Raw genomic sequence first — 19,574 nt, forward strand, 5'->3', positions numbered from 1 at the left:
GTTTTTCCGAGGCCCACAGAATAGATCCTTTTCTGGCGAACTTTCTATAACATGGAGTCATGACACAGACTCGTTGTCGAGATTGGTTCATGAGGTAGAGCCCAGGTACACTTCAGGAGGTACATATGAAGAAACGGAAATTGTTCAATGCCAAGCACATGTCGCTTTTTGTCGGAAGTGTCGCGTCTGCCGTGGCCTTCGCCGCCGGACCAGCTTATGCAGCTACCGGATCGAGCAGCAGTCTACAAGCCAGTACACAAAACGGCACCTCGGCGGCGGTCAGTGAGACGAGTGGCGGAACACATTCAGGTACCAATGCCACCGAAGGTACAACGAGTACGCTAACGTCTGGTGTGGCGAATACTTCTGCGAATGCCGCCTCGTCTGCATCGGCCTCTACTTCCACCTCTGCGGCGACGGCGCCGGTGCAGAATCTGGCGACGAACGCGAGCCTTGAGGTGCATGTCACCGGAATTCGAGATGAAAAATTCGAAAGCCAGGAATTCGATTATCAAGGGAATTTGGTTTCTGGAAACGCTTGGCGTGGATTCAGCCATCAAGGTGGTCGTGACATTGACGTGACTCTGCCGCAACCGTCTACGGTCACTTCTCTCTCTATCGATTTGCGCCAGAATCTACAACTCGGTATCAGTTATCCAGCAACCGTCCAATTTCAAGTGCGGCAAAACGGAGAATGGCACCTGCTTGGCGCTGTCGAGAACAATTTTTCACGGATGGACCTAGGGGATACCACGCAGAGATTTACTCTCCATATCGCTCCAACCGTCGGGCAACACTTTCGTATTTATTTCCCCGTTGGCGTGTGGGTCTTTGCTCGGGATGTTGAGGTCAATGGAAAACCCGTGGTTGAATCGTCCGCCAATACGGGTCAACAGTATCCAACAGTCGCACCACATGTGGCAAAGTTTACACACGCCTTGACTCCACTCAACACACGCTCTTTAGGAATAGCCAACATGCTTTTGGTCAATGCGTCACCCGATACGCGCGAGTACACGGAGCACGACTTTAAACCGCTCGTCGCATACGAAAACTCGAGCGGACAAATGGTCGGCCGATTCTTCGATACCATCCTGTTCTTGGCCGATTCATCCACTCCGGATACGAAGGCTGGATGGGAACAGTATTGCCAAACGCTATTTTCCCCAACAGGAGAATTGGCAAATCTGAATGCAGCCGTAGCGGCAGACAATAAAGCACTAGGAACGCCCGGCGTCAAGGAGAAGGTGGTTTTGACCATCCCCATGCCTCAGTATGGAGATGGCACATTCGGAACCGTGTCTGGCCAGAATCTCTCGTTTGTGCCCAGTCCACAGCATCCCTTTGCAGTTCAGTCGCGCGAAGCCGCGATTCAATGGCTGTTCAACAAGCTGTGGAGTGGGTACGAGTCTGGAAACTACTCTAACTTGCAACTCTCAGGATTTTATTGGGAGAGAGAAGACGCACCGCCCAAAGCTGTTGGAGAACAGCGGCTCATTGCCTATACGAAAAGTCTCGCAACCACAAAGCAGATGCCGCTTTTTTGGATCCCGTTTTATTCTGCAGATGGATGGGAGCGTTGGAATAAGCTTGGTTTTACAGCAGCTTGGCTCCAGCCGAACTATGAGGAGCTGGGTAGTGCCGCTTTCTCGAGCCGATTGACCTCGGCCGAGCAGGTGGCCACCAACTGTGGCATGGGCCTCGAATTGGAATGGACCACCTTGGATGCCAATGGGGAGACTCTCTATGTTCATCAGTTGGAGCAGTTTGCACAAAGTGGCTATGCCGTCGGGGTGTCACACGCGTTTTACGATGGCACCGACTTTCTCGTTCATGCAGCCTATTCGCAAAATCCGTTCACGCGAGCGCTGTATGACTACACTTATGATTTTGTCTCTGGGAATTATGCAAAGATTGGCGGTGTGATTGATTGAACAAGCGGAATACAGACGCAAAAACACAGACTCTTCATCGTCGCTTAGGTGCAACGCGGAAAGCCGCTGTGGCAGCCATCTTGTCATTCTTGTTGGTCCCCGCACCGGCCGCGCTGGCCGCGACGTCCTCCGGCCAGAGTCCCGCTTTGACGAGTGGAAAAGCATCGTCTCTCCATGCGAAGAAGTCAAGCCAAAGAGACATTTCGATTCAGGTCAAGCAGTATGTTGCAGTCAAGAAATCGACGTACGGCACGCGTATTCGCATTGCCGGAAAAGTGGTGGAGAGTCCGCGAGCGTTTGCACAAGATGGGACGACGTACATGCCGATTTGGTACGTGATGCAGTCTCTAAAAACCATCGGGATTAAAAGCACATGGAACGGAAAAACGTGGATGCTCGTTCCGAGTTACAAGTTGCCAAAGGCGATTTCTAAGTCTTCCACAGCGAAAGGGAGCATGTCGATTGTCGTCGACAAGCATGTGGTGGAGCGACTCACGGGCATTGTGGGTATGGTTTCTCGTCACGAGGCCACAACCTACATGCCGATTTGGTACGTGATGCAAGCGTTAAAAGCACTCGGAATTGAATCGACTTGGTCGGGCGATACTTGGACCTTGAAACCTACGGCGAAAAATCCAGGTTCGCGCACCGGATCTTCCCAACATACAGGAGGCAAGCAGCCCTCGGGAAGCAGTTCGAGTGGAAGCAGCGCCCAGCCTGCTTTTGTGCCACCCACTCTGCCATCGAACGAGGTTTCCGTACAGACGTTTGTCTCAAGTCTACTTCAAGCAGACGGAGTCGCCGGAGATTCAACGGGAAAGAGTCCCTATATCGATTTGCCGACCACTTCTCCGTTCTATCCAGCCATGAATAAGGCGATTGAACTCGGCATTTGGACCCCGCCATCCAGTACCATGTCAGGAGCCTATACACCCGTGACGGTTTCGATGGCAGACCACATGTACTGGAGCTTCCTTGGGTTGTCTGATCCCGCTTTTCAACCGGGAGGAAATCCTGTTGCCTGGGCTAATATCATTGGATTCAATCCGCCAGGTCTAGAAGCCTCTTCCGATATCACACCGAGTAATCTCCAGATGATGATGGTCAACCTCGCGAACGAGCAAGCTGGATTTGCGCAGTCTGGCAGTACCGACCTCTACCAGGTCGTCTATCCACCGGAGAATGAAGCTATCGCCACATTTGCGGGAGACTCGTTGAACGGAGAGCCATTTTTCACGTCGAATCAAGCGGTGCAGACGGCTATCGACGACACGTATCATTTCTATGATGGCATCCAAGTCACGGTCCCGGCGGGGGCGACCACATGGACGGTATCGATACCAGCTCCCCTGTCTGAGGGAGAGTTTGCCGTTCTCGCTGGCGAAGGTATGAAGTATAGCACGGACGGAGGCGAAACCTATCATGAAGCCAATCGGGTCGATACGCTCCGCGTGCTGCCTGCTGGGAGTGGGACAGGCCTCACACTCAGACTACCCATCAGCAGTGAATTAACCGTCAGTTATAACCAGTTGTTGCCGAGTCTAGCGGGATCGACCACTTTAGGTGACGTTTCACTTCGCATAGACTCTGCCGGTCAATTGGTAGTCCATCGGCGGTCGCTTTAACCTGTTGTCTCCTCTTTTGTCGATCCCGCTGTTGTCTTTACCCAACTTCCAAGTGTGCACCTCCGTCGATGCATCGAGCGGAGGTGCGCGGCGCGTACCCTTTGCAGTTGCTTGCAGTGGTCCCGTTACGTTTGGGAGTGGATGGGTTTGCGCGGTGTTTCTGCGCCTGGGTCTCCGTCGCTGTCTGTCTCTCGCCGGGCAAATGGCCAGAAGTGGCCTGCTCCTATCACGGAAGCTGCGGCAGGCACAAAGAAACCGAGCAGAACCGTGGCGTATATGAGCAATCCGATGACGATGGCAATGCCAATTTCCTCGAGTGACGTGACGCCGGCCACAGTTAGGCTGCCGAACGTACCTGCCATGATAATGGCGGCGGAGAAGACCACGCCACCCATGCGAAGCATGGCTTCGCGCATGGCTTGGCGAGTGGTCAGACCGTGGTGAAGCTCTTCGTCGAATCGCGACATCAGGAACATGGAATAGTCCACTCCAAGAGCCACGAGAAGAAGGAAGACGAAAAACGGCACTGGCCAAGATAAGCCGGGTTGGTGCAAAACGTGGATGGTCAGCACCTGAACTATGCCCATGGTCACTAAGTACGTTCCAATCAGAGAAGCCATGATGTAGATAGGCGCAATAATTGAACGCAACATCAAAATTAAGAGCAAAAAGACGCAACTGGAGATGAGCAGAACGGTCCGGTTAAAATCCGCCGTCGACACCTTGTTGAGCGCGTTTTGCACGGCCGTTGGACCTCCGGGATACACTTCTCCACCGTGCATCGGACTATCGGTCAACGCGGTTTCTGCAACCCGTTGAAGGGCCTCAACGCGGCTCATGGCCTGTAGCGAATACGGGTCATCATTCAAGGTGACAGTCAAAGTTGCTACGTGACCTCCGGGAGAAATGTAAGCATTCATTGCCTTCTTCAAACTGACATTGTGCTCTAATGTGGATGCTGGCAAGTAAAATCCAGGATTACCATCGATGGCGGCATGACTTGAATTGTGGAGCTCTGTAGAAATTTGCGTGACGCCGCTGTCCAATTGAGCTAGGCCTGTATCGGCGCTGCGAAATCCGGACGACAGTGGAGTCAGACCACGGGTAAACTGGCGAATGCCCAGGGCCACCTGCTGTGTACCGGTGGTGAGGTGGTTCGCCCCGGAGTGCAGTTGACGAAGTCCGCCTGCGAGTGCAGAAGCATTCCCTGCGAGAGCCTCCGTTCCGTCTGCAAGTTGGTTCGTACCGTTGGATAGGCTGGCCAATCCGCTGGCTACTTCGGTACTTCCCTGCTTAGCAACGGCAGCGAGCTTCTCGATTTGTTGCCACGTTGGGTTCCCGACATCTCCAGGATGAGTGGCTGACCATTCTGCAATCGCGTTGGCCAGCGCTTGAGTCGCCGTGGCGACCTGCGAACTGCCAGCGGCCGTGGACTTTGCTCCACTGGCAAGGCGCCTTGTGCTTGCCGCCAGATGTTGTCCGCCATTCGCCAGTTGGCTTGCGCCGGCTGCTGCTTTTTCAAGACCGCCGCTGAGGGCAGTGGCTCCCGTGGCGACCTGTTGACTGCCAGCCGAGAGTTGGTGCAAGCCGCTGTCTCCTCGGGCTATGTTACGGTCCGCTGAGCTGAGGCCTGACGACAGCTTGTGCAGGCCCTTTGCGACCTTATCCAACCCGTTGGCGGCTAGCTGGTTTTGATGCGCTAATGTAAACTCGCGGATTGGCTTGCCGGTGGGCTGAGTCGCACTGCTGACGGAGGTCACACCAGGCTGAGCAGACAAGGCGCTGCTGACCGCTTGAATAGAAGCCAGTCCTTTCGGCGTTCGAAAATCTTGGTTGGTCCTGAGGACAAATGTTGTGGGCAACACATGTCCTGGTCCGAATGCCTTTGCCACTACGTGAAATCCTTTGACAGAGGGGGCATTGGGGATGTCGTTCATCGGATTGAAGGTCCGATGATCCGTAAACAAGGACGCAATGGGTGCGAGAACGACGATGAGAACTAAGATGACCCACCATGGCCTGCGCGTGGATAGTCTGCCTGTGGCACCCCAAATACGAGAGGGTGGGTGGGTGGAGCCAGGCATCGGCCGACGCGGCCAAAAGAGACTGCGCCCAAAGACGCTCATCAGGGCCGGTGTGAAGGACAAGATGGCGAGCAATGCAATAAACACGCCGACGGAGACACCGACCGCAGACCGGTACAGTCCAAATTTCGCGAGACCAAGTACGGAAAAAGAGACCAGAACTGTGAGTGCGCTAAAGAGGACGGTTCGAAAAACAGATTGTAGTGTGACAGCGAGTGCATCGGCCGCCGTCTCGTGATCGTTGGTCAATTCTTCGCGGAATCGATTGAGCAAAATGATGGAGTAATCTGTGCCAGCGCCAAAGAGGATGGCAATGAGAAAAGTCTGTGTAAACGAAGAAACCGGGAAACTGTGATATTGTACTAGCCAAGCGACGATTGATGAACTGAGCAAAAAGGATACTCCAATCGTGAGGAGCGTGACGAGCGGTGCCAGTAACGAGCGAAACACAATGAGCAGGATAATGAGGACGAGTGCTACCGTGACTCCGGCAGTTTTCTCCACACCTTGTTGAGAAATGGTGGCGTCGTCGTACTGAATGGGGACGTCCCCTGTAAAGTAAATCTGTGCGCCACTGGGAACTTCTGCTTTAGGGAAGGCTTCTTTAATATTGGCGAGCGCGGTGTCCGTCTGCGTGGATACATCGCCATGGGGAAAGTCCACGACCGCAATTTCGGTGGTCTCATCTTTGCTGATGAATGAACTTCGGTCGTACGGTGTGTTTGCGGCGTCTACCACGCGGACGATACCATAGTTGCCGAGACTGTTGGAAAGTCGGTTCATGCGTGCGGTGAAGTAGGCTTTGTCGGCAGGGGTCAGGCCACCACTGTGATGAATGGCAATAACGGCCGAACTGTGACCACTTTTTCCTGGGTTCACTCTGTCTGCTAACTGACTGGCTTCCATGACTGGAGAAGAACTTGGCAAATAGTTTGTCTGCTTTTGCAAGACGACGCTGCTGAGACTGGGGAGAAATAACAGACCTGCGGCCGTCACAGCGAGCCAAAAGGCTAAAATGAGCCAGCGGAAGCGTACAATGAAGCGGGCGTAATGGGAACCCATGCAGAAACCTCCTTTTCGCGTTGCGCCATACTGTCGCTGTGTCCATAGCCTTCGTGCTCTGGAGAATTCGCGGTTCATCGGCGTAAGAGAGATACCAATTCTGTGTTTCTTGGCCAAGAAATCGTACCAAGATGAAATTAGACTAACAAGTAGATTAAAGCGCTCAAATGACGAGTCGTCAATCTTGTCGACTAATCGTCATAAATTTGGTTCTGGCACGTTGGGCTATCTCCAGTATAATGAGGAACAGTGGTGGACATGGAAGACTGACTGGGACCTGTGCAGTCGACGATTGAAGTAAAAGATTGAAAGGCAAGTTGCTACAGGCATGAGCGTATTTTGTCAAACTCTGTCGGTACCTACCTTTCCAGAAGTGCTGTGGTTTTGGGCTGCCGCCGTCCGAAACCATTGGCAAAGCAAGGCCATTCTTGATATTCATATTTTAGGAGGTACACTGTGCGTACTCGTTGGATTGTGTTGCTCATCGTTATTATCGTAATTGCCATCCCAGTTATACAATTTGTCCGCCCCATACCGAAATTGAAGGCAGAGTCTGTCCTTGCGCCAACCGCAACGGTCCCTGGACCAAAGCCAGTCATTCATTGGCCCGCACAAGGAGAAGCAGCCTTGGCTGCAGTGGGAATTGGCAATATTGGCCATTATGGTTCCAATACACCGTTGCCGATTGCCAGTGTCACCAAGTTGATGACGGCTTACTTGACGCTGAAAAAGCATCCTTTGGGAGTGGGCGAGCCGGGTCCGACGTTTACGATTACTCCGCACGATGTGGCGGTGTATGAGAAAGATGTCTCGCTCGGGGAGTCGGTTGTGAAGGTTGCCGTCGGTGAAAAAATTACAGAACGACAGGTGCTTGAAGGACTCTTGTTGCCATCGGGGAACAATCTCGCCAATCTTCTCGCACATTGGGATGCAGGCAGTCAAGCAGCATTTGTTCGCGAAATGAACGCTGAAGCGGTCAAGCTTGGCATGAAGCATACGCACTACGTGGACGCTAGTGGTTATAACCCTGGCAGTGCCAGCACAGCAGTGGACCTGTTGAAGCTGTTCGCGAAAGTGGTCAAAATTCGGACATTCCGCGACATCACCAGTAAGGCTCAAGCCACTGTGCCGGTGGCTGGTACGATTTACAACGTCAATTGGAAGATTGGTCAAGGCGGCATTATCGCCGGTAAGACGGGCAGCACCACGCAGGCAGGCGGTTGCTTTGTGTTTGCTTCGGAGAAGCACATTGACGGCAAGAAAATTTATTTGATTGGAGCTGTCTTAGGTCAAGAAGGGATTTCACCCATAACCACGGCTTTGGATGAAGGTATTTCTCTTTCTGAGCAGGCTCAGGGAATTTTGCGGAATGTTAAAGTCTTGTCTTCCGGTGTACCAGCGGTGAAAGTCTCAGCTCCGTGGCAGTCGACTCCTTTGACAGTCGATACGCCGAAGTCGGTCCACATGATTGGTTGGCCTGGATTACAAGTGCAGAGAACCGTCAAACTTGAAAAAATTTCAGGAAGTCGTTTGGCGAATGGCACGGAGGTAGGAACGTTGACCGTACAGTTGGGAGACCAAAAAAAGACGCTACCACTCGTTTCTTCGGCGAAGATTCCTGGTCCGACGTACTTGTGGAGATTGAAGCGGGTCTAAAGCGTGTCGGTTCGTCAGAGAATGGTCCGCGCATGGATGTTGCGCGGACTTTTTTTCATTGTCGCGTTTATTTCGAGTGCACGGTCGCAACAGGGTCCCGCATTCCGTACTATTTGTTTGACAAGTGTTGTGTTTTCGCTCCTTTTGTGTATGTTGCATTGTCTCAACTTCTGATAGACTGTGCTTCAGCGGACCACGACCATAGGTAGACTCGACTCGTTGGCCGCAAGAAAGAGGAGGGTGCCGTTTGCGTTCTAAGACCCCTGCTTCGTCATCTGGGAAAAGTTCGGTTAAGGCGAAGAAGCGCGGATTTTCAGTGGGGAAATCTGTGGTTGGATTGCTCATTTTACTGTTGGTCGTCGTCATTCTCTTTACCGTTGGTTTCTTTCTACTGGTGCAATTCACCCCGTTCAATCAGACGAAAATCAACGATTTCAATAGCCCTACCGTCGTGTATGACGGCGACAATCAGAAGTACCTCACTCTTGGAGGGGGCTCTTCTTCCATTCCATACTCGGACATTCCGGTTCAACTGTCGGATGCGCTCGTCGCGACGGAAGACCACACGTTTTGGACTTCTCCGTCAAGCATTGATTTTCGTTCCATCTTGCGGGCGGCGTTTATCGACTTGTGGACCGGCAATGCGACGCAAGGCGCGAGTACCATTCAGGAACAGGTCGCGAAAATGGTCTATTTGACGGACAACAAAACCGTCACTTATAAAGTAAAACAAGTTGTGCTCGGAGTGCAGTTGTCCCGTCACTATACGAAGCAAGAAATTCTCGACATGTATTTTAACCGAGTGTATCTCGGGTCCAACGCCACTGGGGTTGAGCAGGCTGCAAAGCTATACTTTGGCATCGACCTGCGCAAGCACCCACATTTGTCTTGGGACCAGGCGGCGCTTTTGGCGGGACTGCCACAAGCTCCTTCGGCTTACGACCCACTGCTGCATCCGCATGCTGCGCTCTTACGCCGAAATGTCGTCCTGCAGAACTTGGCCACCTACGGATATATCCCGCAATCTGAGGCGCTGCAGTTGATGAAGAAGCCGCTCGGAGTATCCGCTCATTCTATGGGCGAGAATGCCTTTGGTGCTCACCCACTGTTCACGAATTTTTTGCTGGATTGGGCTACACGTCATGGGATTTCTCCCGCCGAATTAATGCAAGGTGGGCTCAAGGTCTATACGACGGTAGATCCGAGCGTGCAGTCGGCGTTGCACAAAGTTTTTTTCACAAGCCAATACGACAGCGACTGGCCTGGACCGACCAAAGGGACTGTGGTTGAGGGGGGAGCTCTCTTTCTCGACCCAAAAACGGGTGGGATTCTCGGTGCGGCTGGAAGCCGTAAGCAAGACTATACGAAGCTCGGAATTGACCGGGTCTATTCGACATCATCACCGGGTTCTTCTATAAAACCCATCATGGAGTATGCACCTGCCTTGCAGAGCGGCAAGTGGACTTACACGTCCATCCTCGACAATACGCCCCATAACTTCGGGGGTGGATATGAACCTGAAGGATGGGACCCCACGGCGCCTGGAAAGATTACTTTGCAATACGGGTTGCAGTGGTCACAAAACGTCGCATCGGTGTGGTTGTTGCAACAACTGGGGATTCAAAATGGAGTCCAGTTTGCGGAATCGGACGGCATCCCCATTTCACCTACGGCACAACACCAGTTGGGCATCGCCATTGGCGGAAATCTCGATGTCAGCCCGATGATTATGGCGCAAGCGTACGAGCCGTTTGACGATAACGGAGTGCAGATGCAGGCACATCTCATCAACGAGATCGTCAATGCAAAAGGGCAAGTCATCTACCGGGACCCGGTTGCGGCGAAGCAGATTATGACGCAGAAGACAGCACGAGACATGACGCGCCTGATGGAGGATGTGGTCGAGTTTGGCACAGGTCAGCTGGCGCGCATCGACGGGTGGGGTGTGGCGGGTAAGACCGGTACGGTCCAGTATTCGCCGGGATTGGTTGGCAATCATCCAAACTGGGTGCGTACAGGGTGGTTTGACGCCTATACGCCGACGATGGTGGGTTCCATTTACATCGGCTACGATGTCACCACGCCAGAGCACCACATGTCTTGGGTGACGCTCGACCCATCGGGTAACGCGGCAGAATTGTGGCGTGACGTGGTCGCAAATGCTGTGGCCAACCAGACGCCTGAGCAGTTTAGTGTGGGCCCTTATCCATACGCCAATGGCTTAGGGTCGGCAGCGCAAGTGTTGACGCAGCCCATTTCTAATTTGCAGGCATCGTGGAATATGGCAACGCATCAAGTGGAATTGAATTGGAAGTCGAAAGCTGCGGGCACGGTGGACTATCAGATTTCTCGCGAGCTGGTCTCGCTTCCTGCGGCGAGTCCTGGTGGTAGCTCCGATGGCGCCACTGGAACTGCTGGTGCAGCGAACGGCGGCAGCGGAAGCAATACGGCTGGCAATGGAGGGAGCAATCAAACCACATCCTCTTCTGCTGGTGCAACGAATGGCGGCACTGGGAACGTCACGGCCGGAGCCAATGCTTCAAGTGGATTTCAGTTTATCGGAAAAACGTCGAGTACCACTTTTGCCGATCCGGTCACGCAACCAGGCGCAACGTACACTTATGAGGTCCAGGCAGTGGATACGAGTTCTCAACTGGCAGTCGGTCAACCGCTGACAGTCACCATTACGATTCCTCTCAGTACTCTGCCAAACTCTGGTGCCGGCGGAACGACTGGTTCTGGTGCGTCCGGTAACCCTGCAGGGGCAACAGGGGGCAGCAGTGGTACTAGTGCGGCATCCGGTGGGTCTGGCAATTCTGCAGGTACGGCGCCTTCGGGCGCGGCAAATCCGACAGGCGGTGGTCAGAGCAGTGGTTCCGGGAATCCGGCTCCGCCGGCGGGAGATCCACAAAATCCTCCAGCAGGAGCTCCGCAAAGTCCTTCCGCCAATCCGTAGTTCGTGACGGCATACCGTTCCACGGCGGATTTAAAACAAAAAGAGGGGTTCATCCGCACTCGGCGGGTGAACCCCTCTTCTCGTGCTATCAGCCGCCAGTCGGAGCTGATTTATGTCTGAAGTCGCAGTCCGACATAAATTTGTCGATTTTCAACATCGCAAACGCTTCCTTACGTTGACGTTAGGTTTATGAGTGGTTATTATATAGTACGTCAACCGAAATATTCGGCGCTTGAATCTGCCGAAAGGAGGGCATTGTCTGTTGAAGATTGATGGACCTCAAGTGATTAGGACACGCTTATGGTGAGACTGTGGATGACGGCGAGGGAGATGAAGTGATGATTCCAAACGAGGAGTTAACCGTGGAAGCGGTCGCTCAGCACCTGGGCATCACGGCTCGAACCCTCCATTACTACGAGGAGATGGGCCTCATTGAGCCCACGTGCCGAACTGCGGGCGGCCATCGACTGTACGATGAGAAAGTCGTACGCAAATTGGAACACATCATGCGCCTCAAGGAAAACTTGGGCTATTCGCTCAGTGAAATCCGCCATTTGCTCGATGTCGAGACGTCACTAGACGGGATTCGTGCTTCGCTGAATAATCGCGACGTATCGGTCGACGTGCGTCTGCGTCAGTTAGAGGACGCAAAACGGTCGCTGCAAGGATTGCTGAGTCAGATTGACGGCAAGCTGGAGAACTTGAAGTCGATGCAGCAGCGCTATCAAGAGAGATTGAACCGAACTGAGACTCTGCTCGAACGACTGGAGTCACAGGCTGTTACGACAAACGAAGGGAAGTGACAATGTATGGCATCGAACGCCGTACAGCCAGCATCGAAGTCTGGACGCAGCGATGCATATAAGTGGATCGCGCTGTCCAACACGACGCTAGGCATTTTGATGGCTGCCATCAACGGCACCATTTTGATCATCGCATTACCCGTCATTTTCAAAGGCATTCACGTCAATCCACTGGTTGGGAATCAAACGTCACTCTTACTCTGGGTACTTCTCGGCTTTAACGTAGCGACAACCGTGTTTCTTGTGACCTTCGGACGATTATCAGACATGTTCGGGCGAGTGCGTCTGTACAATCTCGGCTTCCTCATTTTCACGGTTGGTTCTGTGCTTTGTGCCATCACGTGGAGCAAAGGTTTGGATGCGGAGATTGAATTGATTATATTTCGATTGGTGCAAGGTATCGGTGGTGCTTTCTTGTTCGCCAACAGTGCGGCCATTTTGACAGATGCCTTTCCGCACAATCAACGTGGTTTGGCGCTAGGATTGAACCAAATTGCCGCTATTGGCGGAGGCGTTATTGGTCTGGTGGTCGGCGGTCTGATTGCCAGTACGGGTGAATGGCGCTGGATTTTCTTGGTCAACGTTCCTGTGGGTCTGTTTGGAACCATTTGGGCTTACATTGCGCTAAAAGAGGTAGGAGTAAAAGTCAAGGCCAAACTCGATGTTTGGGGCAACATCTTCCTGGGAGCGGGCATTCTAGGCATTATGTTGGGCTTGACGTACGGTATTATGCCTTATCAGACTCACTCCATGGGCTGGGAAAATCCGTGGGTTATCACGGCGCTTGGACTCGGCGTGGTTTGCCTCGTGGTCTTTGTCTTCGTGGAAATGAACGTAGAGCAGCCGCTCTTTCATTTGCAGTTGTTTAAAAGTCGACCGTTTACACTTGGAAACATCGCGTCTCTTTTCGGCGCTCTAGCACGCGGTGGACTGTCCTTCATGATTATCATTTGGTTGCAGGGCATTTGGCTACCTCTACACAATGTGTCGTTTGCAAACACACCATTGCGAGCAGGCATCGACACGTTGCCCCAAATGGTTGGATTTTTAGTCGCCGGGCCATTGAGCGGATTTTTATCCGACAAAGGTGGAGCGAGATGGTACACATTTGGAGGCATGGGCATCACGGCAGTTGGCTTTGCGCTCATGAACACGCTCAGTTTTGATTTTCACTATTGGTCGTTTGCCACATACCTGTTCATCATCGGTGTTGGTATGGGTATCTTCTCGTCGCCGAACAGTGCAGCCATTATGAACTCGGTAGCGCCAAAGTATCGTGGTGTAGCTTCCGGTATGCGAGCGACGTTTATGAATGCCGGACAGTTGATGAGCATGGGGCTGTTTTTCAGTATCGTTATTGCAGGTTTGGCAAGCCGTCTCCCGAATGCGTATCTCAAAGGCTTGACCAGCCACGGCGTACCTCTTGCGTTCGCGCAACAAATTTCTAAGCTACCGCCGACATCGTCTCTGTTCGCCGCTTTGCTAGGGTATAATCCGCTGCAGAGCTTGTTGCCAGCGTCCGTCTTGCAACATTTGTCGGTCGCCAATCGGACCACTATCGTCAGCGAGCATTTCTTCCCGAATTTGATTGGCGGTCCGTTCCATCACGGTTTGGCGCTCGCATTTTGGATTTCTGCTGGCTTAGCAGTCTTGGCTGCGATTGCATCACTCTTCCGCGGTAAAAACTATGTCTATGAAGACATGAAGGAAGCTGCGAGCACGGGTAGCTCGATTGACTTGAAACGGATTGAAAAACTCGGCGTGGCTGCTCTATACAAGGCGCGCAACGGACTTCGTGCCAATGCAACGCCAGAAGAACAAGAGAAAGCAAGGAGAGCTTTGCAATTGCTGGAGGCAGTTGCGGAAACGAGACGTTCCGCCACACTGGACACTTAAACGACGCGCTGCGGAGAGGGGACATCAGAATGGAACTAGAAGAACTTCTGAAAGACGTGTTAAAAGACTTGGGGGACGCAACAGAAGAAACAACGAATGGGCAGAAGCAGGTTGGTCAAAAAAGCGAGGGGCCCGTGCGTGCGAGTGCCAGTGCCGTTTCTGTTGATGAGAAAAATGCGCAGAAATCGCAGTCCCCTTCTGCCAAAGCAGCGGCTTCTGCACCTATATCGACCACAAAGAAACCTGCTCCGGAGACCTTAGACGTTGCGATGGAGCGAGTTCTGCGGCAGATGCTCGGTCAATCCGTTGCGGAAGTCGAAACTGCGCCAAGTCCAGTGGAGACTCAGCACCGTGAGCCCACGTTGCGGGAGAAGACGGAAGCCGTGTTATCCGACTTATTGACCTATCGACCACCGGCAAAAACGGCGGAGGGAGCGGTGGACTCAGAAGAGGAGGAGTTTCGCGGACTTCTTCAACTCTTGCTTGCGGACGTCCAGTCGGAGTCTGACAGTAGTGACGTGGCCGTGGAAAAGGAAACCGAAACGGCATCGGCCCAAACCACCACTTCTTCCAGCGAGCCTAAGTCGTTTTCGGGGAATCCATCGATGAAACGTGTCAGTACCAGCCGCTATCCGTTTCGAGTCGTCTCGCCGTCGTCAGGCGTTGCCCTGTCAGATTTGTGGATTCGCCGCTTTCATCAACTCACAGAGGACTCGCGCGTCTTAGGGTGGATAGCGTTTCAAGGAGACGCAGATATTGCGTCGGACCGCGATTACGACACTCAACTACTGGCTTCTCTGCGGGCTTATCAACAAGTTCTTGAGGAACTGCGCACGCAAATTGGTGGAATGCATATTCACAAGTCGTTTGTCTACAGCGAGCAGGGGCAAATTCGCTTTTATCCGATGGAAGACGGAGTTACCTTGGCCGTGTTTGCGGATTTGGAAGAGGAGTCGGCCGACTGGTTACGCGAGTCGCTTTCCGTCTCGCGTATGGAGGCTGCCGTGCATAGCCGCTAACCTAGTTGCCGTGGATCGTTGCGTCGTCAACGTGGAAGCAAGCGAAGCTATGGCTCTTGTCTGACGGGTGCCGTCGACCATCGTATCGGCGGCGCCTTTCTGCGTAAATGTTTCTATCGCCGTGACTTCTACCTTCCCTCCTGATTCTGTTTTGGTATATGATGAGACTCAGAACTTGGTAATCCGTGTATCGTGAATACTCAGGACAATGTGTAATCGCACTCGCGGATTTGAGGGGAAGGGACGATGGTATGGGCGGATTGAAAAAGAAGATAGGCGGTTTGGTGGGTGCTGCATGTGCCACTGGGATGCTTGCCGTGGCAGCAGCGCCGCCAGCACGTGCAGCTACAATGCCGGTTTCGGCTGTGAAAACGAACGGTCAGTTGGTTGCTTTGGGTGACTCGATTACATTTGGGTTTAATTTGAGCGACACGCATCAGAACACGATTCCATCGGCTGATGCATTCCCAGCCTTGATGGGCAAGAAATATCACCTGTCTGTCACGAATTTTGGGAGTCCGGGTTGGACCTCGACGGACTTGGTGGCAAACGTCACAACTCCGAACTTCGAACGGGCGGTCTCCGGTGCCAGCCTCATCACGCTGGACATTGGAAGCAATGACTTGCTGCATTTCGCGAGCCACTTAGGCCTATTGAATCCAACCACCATCGAAAGTACTTATGGAGTCACTTTGACGTCCGCCGATGAGCAGGCATTGGCAGCTGTCATTGCTAGGTTTAAAGACAATTTAGTCGTGACCTTGGAAACGTTGCGCAAAGAGACCTCTGCGCCAATTGTTCTGTATACGCTCTACAATCCATTCCCGAGCGGCATTGGTGTACACGATGTCACCAATCAAATTCAGACGGTAGTGGACGGGGTTATTGAATCGGTTGGCAAGGCCTTCCCCAATGTCTATATCGCTCATGCGCACTCAGCGTTCGCCTCTCACCAAGAGACCTACGTAGACCTCTATCGTGACGATATTCATCCAACGGTTCTCGGTCAGCAAGTATTGGCGAGTGTTGGCGAGGCGGCACTTGCGGCGGACAAGCAGCCGTTGCCAAAGTCTCACGATGTAGCACAGGCGACGGAAGTGGGATATGTAGGACAGGCTGGCGGTACGATGAGTGGGATTCTCGGTGCGGCTCGCACATCGGTCGGCTATTCGATGTCTTTCCCCAGTCATGACCTCACAAAATCGAGCACTTTCCTGTTTTCGAGTGAAATTCCGTCTGCTTTAGCGAGTGTGGCCCCTAAGCAGACGAAGATAGTCAGCGACTTCGCTGTCAACTTTGAGGCGAGTGTCAAACTGACAAAACCTTATCAGTTGACCTTAGAAAACTCGTCCATACAACCAGGCGACGAAGTGTATGTTCTGAGTGCTTCTGGGGCAACTAAGGTGAATGCGTCGGTGACGACTGGCAAGGCAACGATTGTTTCCAGTATGCCTGGCGATTACGTCGTGGTTGGCCCGACGGTTGCTGCAGTTCCTGGTGCCACCAAGCCTGTGACCGGAAAACCTATCTTCATGGAAGGCGGTCTTGCGTTACTGCTGCTGGCTCTTGGCGCAACGTTCCTCGGTCTCGCTCGTAAACGGCGAGTGTAACCATGAAGTCTCGTTTTTGGCTGGTCGGCACAGGAGTCGTCTTGCTGGCAGCAGGCATTGCCGTTGGTGTGCGTATCCCGCTTTTTTACATGCGGTCTCATGTCGTAGGAGAAACGTTGCTCAAGCGCGCAGAGCGAGAGGTGAACGGCGGAGGACCTGGTCGGCAAGCGTTGGCACCGATTCAATCGGTGGCCACCGCGCTGACAGAGGCCCTCGGCGGTACGCCGGACGCACCTCTACTCGGAATGATTGATATCCCCAGTCTGCACGTCAAAGCGCCGATTTTGCAGGGGACGTCGTCCACAGTGTTGAATGTGGGCGCTGGACATTTAAAGACCAGCGCCATGCCAGGGCAGCCAGGGGCGACCGTCATTGCAGCGCACAATGCGACTTGGTTTCGGCACATTAATGAGTTGACGAAAGGGCAGACGGTCATCGTCGAAACTCCGAAGGCGTCTTATACCTATCATGTCGAGCGAAGTGAAGTCGTACACGTGGGTCAGACGGTGCCAAACACGCTTCGGCCCAGTTTGATTTTAGAGGCGTGCTATCCACTCAATGCTCTTTATTTGACGCCAACTCGGTATCTTGTCTTTGCGAAGTTAGTCGATACCGTCGACCACACCGAGCCATTGGTAGCCAGCGGAGGCGCAACTTATCAGGCCGAACTTCCTAAGTCTCTGCTCCACGGGCCAGTTTTGTTGCAAAACAATCCGTTACCCATGGGAACGTTGACGTATAGCGGACATCCCAACGAGTCGTTTCAAGAGAGCAATGCGCCGCTGTCGGCTGTCAATGCCATGACGGAGCTGTTTTTGGCGGTCGTTCACACATCGGCGCGGACCAACCTCTCCGATTTGTACGCCATTTTGAAAGGGACTGTCCACTCCAGCAAATGGACATGGGAGCAGTTTGAGATAGCTCACAATCCACTCTATGGAAAATCGCTGTCCAGCGTATCTTATGCTTCCAGTTACGACATCGTCTTACACGTCGATGGAAATACTCTAAAATCGGCAGAAGGAGTGGCCGTTGTTCAATCGGGATCGTCCAAAACAGAAATTCGCATCGTCGCCCATGTGCTGGATGGGCGCTACTTAGACATCACGAAGTGCACATTTCTTCCAGAATGAACAGCAACGTGTCCGGGGACACTTCCACTAGCCATGAAACCGCCACGCCCACTGCAAAAGGTTGTTGCCGTGGCCGCGTGGCGGTGCCATTCTGTGGAGGTGAGAGCGATGTTTTCGCGACGAGGGAGAGCAGGGAGTCCAGGACGGCGCGGACAACGAAGGCGCCTGCCCCCGCAGGCCATGCGGGTCTTGCTTGTATCTAGCGGTGCCATGTCTGTGTGGCTTTGCTCGATGCCAACGACGGATTATCCTTCTTCGTGGATCTCCAGACCTGTCACGTGTGCTCTCGGTTCTATCGGTTCCTCCACGGGCCAGCCGAACGGTGAGCGCGACGCTGTGGAACGCGAGTCTTTCCCGGCGCAGAAACCCGCTGTGGCGCATAAGTCCGCTGTGACATACGGTCTTCGCCTGTCGCCCGCAGTGCCCGTTCAACTTCGGCCCTTCCCTTATCCGTATCGTGCGATGTTGGCTATCTGTTCGGATGCAGACCATCAAACCCTTCGCAAATTCAACGAAATACACCGCTTTCTCAATACGACGGCCAATACGCCGTATGGACACGGACTTGGCCTGGATGTGGCGGATTCCTTTTTTTTCTACAACGGATCCAACGACCGATCCGTCATTGATGTCGGCAACATCCCGCTGACTCAGCAACTTGCCTATTTTCGTGGTACCACAGGAACGCCGTATGCCGCCGACGCGATTGACCATTTTTTACGAGTAGGTTGGATGGACAGTATGCATTCCTATGGAGACTTTTCTACGCAGTCCGGTCACGATACGCGCTTTCACCGCCGTTTTGCAAAGGTGGCGCACAACGTCTGGCAGTCGCGGCATGCGCCGTTCGTTTCAGTGTGGATTGACCATGGGAACACGGCGAATGTGGATAATTTCGGTTCCCGTCACTTGCGGCCTTTTTTTCATTATCAACAGGGAGCAGTGACGAATTCCCCGTATTATCACACGGACATTACCCGCGAATTCGGAGTCCGTTACATGTGGTCCGATTTTCACAGCCAGCAGTTTGGAGCAAAAAGTGTCCTCTCGGTCGTGACCCTTCCAGACGGGCAAAAAATGTACGGATTTTCGCGGTACACGAATGATGGTGTGACCAAAGATGGCGCAGTTCATTGGCTCTGGTCTGTCAAAGATTTGGATGCTCAGTTGTCGATACCCCATTTGCGCCACCTCGTTCAAATGAACGGGTACGTGGTTGTCGCGCAGCATCTCGCCTCAGACTCCGCAAAGCCGTGTCTTCCTCCGGATGCTGTCCAGAGCTTGCGCACGCTCGCCAATTGGCAGGCGCAGGGAAAAATTCTCGTTGCCCGTACCAGTCGGTTGCTCGCCTACAACAGAGCGCACCAGTCCATACGATACACGGTCACAGAGCAGGCCGGACAGACGACCATCAACATCGATAGCCTGGACGATCCGGTCTTCGGCAAACACGTTCCCTGTCTCACGGATCTGCGTGGACTCACATTTTACACTGCCCATCCCGACCGAACTTCAATTCTCTGTAACGGGCGCACGATTTTGCCGCAGATGATTGTTCGAAATCCATCCGACGGAATATCTCCTAGTATAGGTGTGCGCTGGTATCGTCCATATGTCAAAGATGCTTCAAGGACTTTGCCGAGAGTTCCATGACCCTTCACTTCCTGCGGGGCTCGGCAGGATATTCATTTCTCACTGGCGAATTCGCATAGGTGCGTGAACTTTGATGAGAACTCAGATCAAATGGTGAGCAAAGTAAGGTGGCATCCGCTGCAGGTCTTGACGGAAGGTATAGC

Annotated in this window: 11 protein-coding genes; 10 read left to right on the plus strand and 1 reads right to left on the minus strand. The window is 53.1% G+C overall.

From position 1 onward, the window contains the following. Nucleotides 1-125: 125 nt before the first annotated feature. Nucleotides 126-1,934 (plus strand): DUF4855 domain-containing protein, encoded by a 1,809-nt coding sequence (locus tag M4I36_RS13510; RefSeq protein WP_258112276.1) that lies wholly within the window; start codon nt 126-128, stop codon nt 1,932-1,934. Beyond that, nucleotides 1,931-3,559 carry a hypothetical protein gene (locus tag M4I36_RS13515; protein WP_258112277.1) on the plus strand — a complete coding sequence of 543 codons (1,629 nt, stop codon included), beginning with the start codon at nt 1,931-1,933 and terminating at the stop codon, nt 3,557-3,559. Before M4I36_RS13510 ends, M4I36_RS13515 begins: the two co-directional genes overlap by 4 nt. A gap of 125 nt (nt 3,560-3,684) precedes the next feature. On the opposite strand, the gene M4I36_RS13520 is transcribed toward M4I36_RS13515, so the two are convergent. Then, a complete protein-coding gene (locus tag M4I36_RS13520; RefSeq protein ID WP_258112278.1) occupies nt 3,685-6,705 on the minus strand; it encodes an MMPL family transporter in 3,021 nt (1,006 codons plus the stop codon). 456 nt (nt 6,706-7,161) lie between these two features. Between M4I36_RS13520 and M4I36_RS13525 the strand changes: the two genes are divergently transcribed. From M4I36_RS13525 to M4I36_RS13560, 8 genes are all read left to right on the plus strand, one after another. Then, a complete protein-coding gene (locus M4I36_RS13525; protein ID WP_258112279.1) occupies nt 7,162-8,361 on the plus strand; it encodes a D-alanyl-D-alanine carboxypeptidase family protein in 1,200 nt (399 codons plus the stop codon). Between the two features lie 247 nt (nt 8,362-8,608). After that, nucleotides 8,609-11,317, plus strand: coding sequence for a transglycosylase domain-containing protein (locus tag M4I36_RS13530; RefSeq protein WP_258112280.1), 2,709 nt, complete (start codon nt 8,609-8,611; stop codon nt 11,315-11,317). Between the two features lie 338 nt (nt 11,318-11,655). Further along, on the plus strand, nt 11,656-12,120 hold the full coding sequence (locus M4I36_RS13535) for a helix-turn-helix domain-containing protein (protein ID WP_258112281.1): 465 nt from the start codon (nt 11,656-11,658) through the stop codon (nt 12,118-12,120). 6 nt (nt 12,121-12,126) lie between these two features. Next, nucleotides 12,127-14,016 carry an MFS transporter gene (locus M4I36_RS13540; protein WP_258112282.1) on the plus strand — a complete coding sequence of 630 codons (1,890 nt, stop codon included), beginning with the start codon at nt 12,127-12,129 and terminating at the stop codon, nt 14,014-14,016. 29 nt (nt 14,017-14,045) lie between these two features. Next, complete coding sequence (locus M4I36_RS13545; RefSeq protein ID WP_258112283.1) at nt 14,046-15,035, plus strand: hypothetical protein; 990 nt, start codon at nt 14,046-14,048, stop codon at nt 15,033-15,035. A gap of 251 nt (nt 15,036-15,286) precedes the next feature. Continuing rightward, nucleotides 15,287-16,645, plus strand: coding sequence for a GDSL-type esterase/lipase family protein (locus M4I36_RS13550; protein ID WP_258112284.1), 1,359 nt, complete (start codon nt 15,287-15,289; stop codon nt 16,643-16,645). Between the two features lie 2 nt (nt 16,646-16,647). Further along, a complete protein-coding gene (locus M4I36_RS13555; RefSeq protein WP_258112285.1) occupies nt 16,648-17,778 on the plus strand; it encodes a class D sortase in 1,131 nt (376 codons plus the stop codon). Between the two features lie 108 nt (nt 17,779-17,886). Beyond that, complete coding sequence (locus tag M4I36_RS13560) at nt 17,887-19,431, plus strand: hypothetical protein (protein WP_258112286.1); 1,545 nt, start codon at nt 17,887-17,889, stop codon at nt 19,429-19,431. Nucleotides 19,432-19,574: the final 143 nt, after the last annotated feature.

The sequence above is a fragment of the Alicyclobacillus sp. SP_1 genome, assembly GCF_024706985.1.
Lineage (GTDB): Bacteria > Bacillota > Bacilli > Alicyclobacillales > Alicyclobacillaceae > Alicyclobacillus_I.

Coding starts and splice junctions, on each gene's coding strand:
- M4I36_RS13510 (WP_258112276.1), top strand. CDS start 126: ATGAAGAAACGGAAATTGTTCAATGCCAAGCACATGTCGCTTTTTGTC.
- M4I36_RS13520 (WP_258112278.1), bottom strand. CDS start 6,705: ATGGGTTCCCATTACGCCCGCTTCATTGTACGCTTCCGCTGGCTCATT.
- M4I36_RS13535 (WP_258112281.1), top strand. CDS start 11,656: ATGATTCCAAACGAGGAGTTAACCGTGGAAGCGGTCGCTCAGCACCTG.
- M4I36_RS13540 (WP_258112282.1), top strand. CDS start 12,127: ATGGCATCGAACGCCGTACAGCCAGCATCGAAGTCTGGACGCAGCGAT.
- M4I36_RS13545 (WP_258112283.1), top strand. CDS start 14,046: ATGGAACTAGAAGAACTTCTGAAAGACGTGTTAAAAGACTTGGGGGAC.
- M4I36_RS13550 (WP_258112284.1), top strand. CDS start 15,287: ATGGGCGGATTGAAAAAGAAGATAGGCGGTTTGGTGGGTGCTGCATGT.
- M4I36_RS13555 (WP_258112285.1), top strand. CDS start 16,648: ATGAAGTCTCGTTTTTGGCTGGTCGGCACAGGAGTCGTCTTGCTGGCA.
- M4I36_RS13560 (WP_258112286.1), top strand. CDS start 17,887: ATGTTTTCGCGACGAGGGAGAGCAGGGAGTCCAGGACGGCGCGGACAA.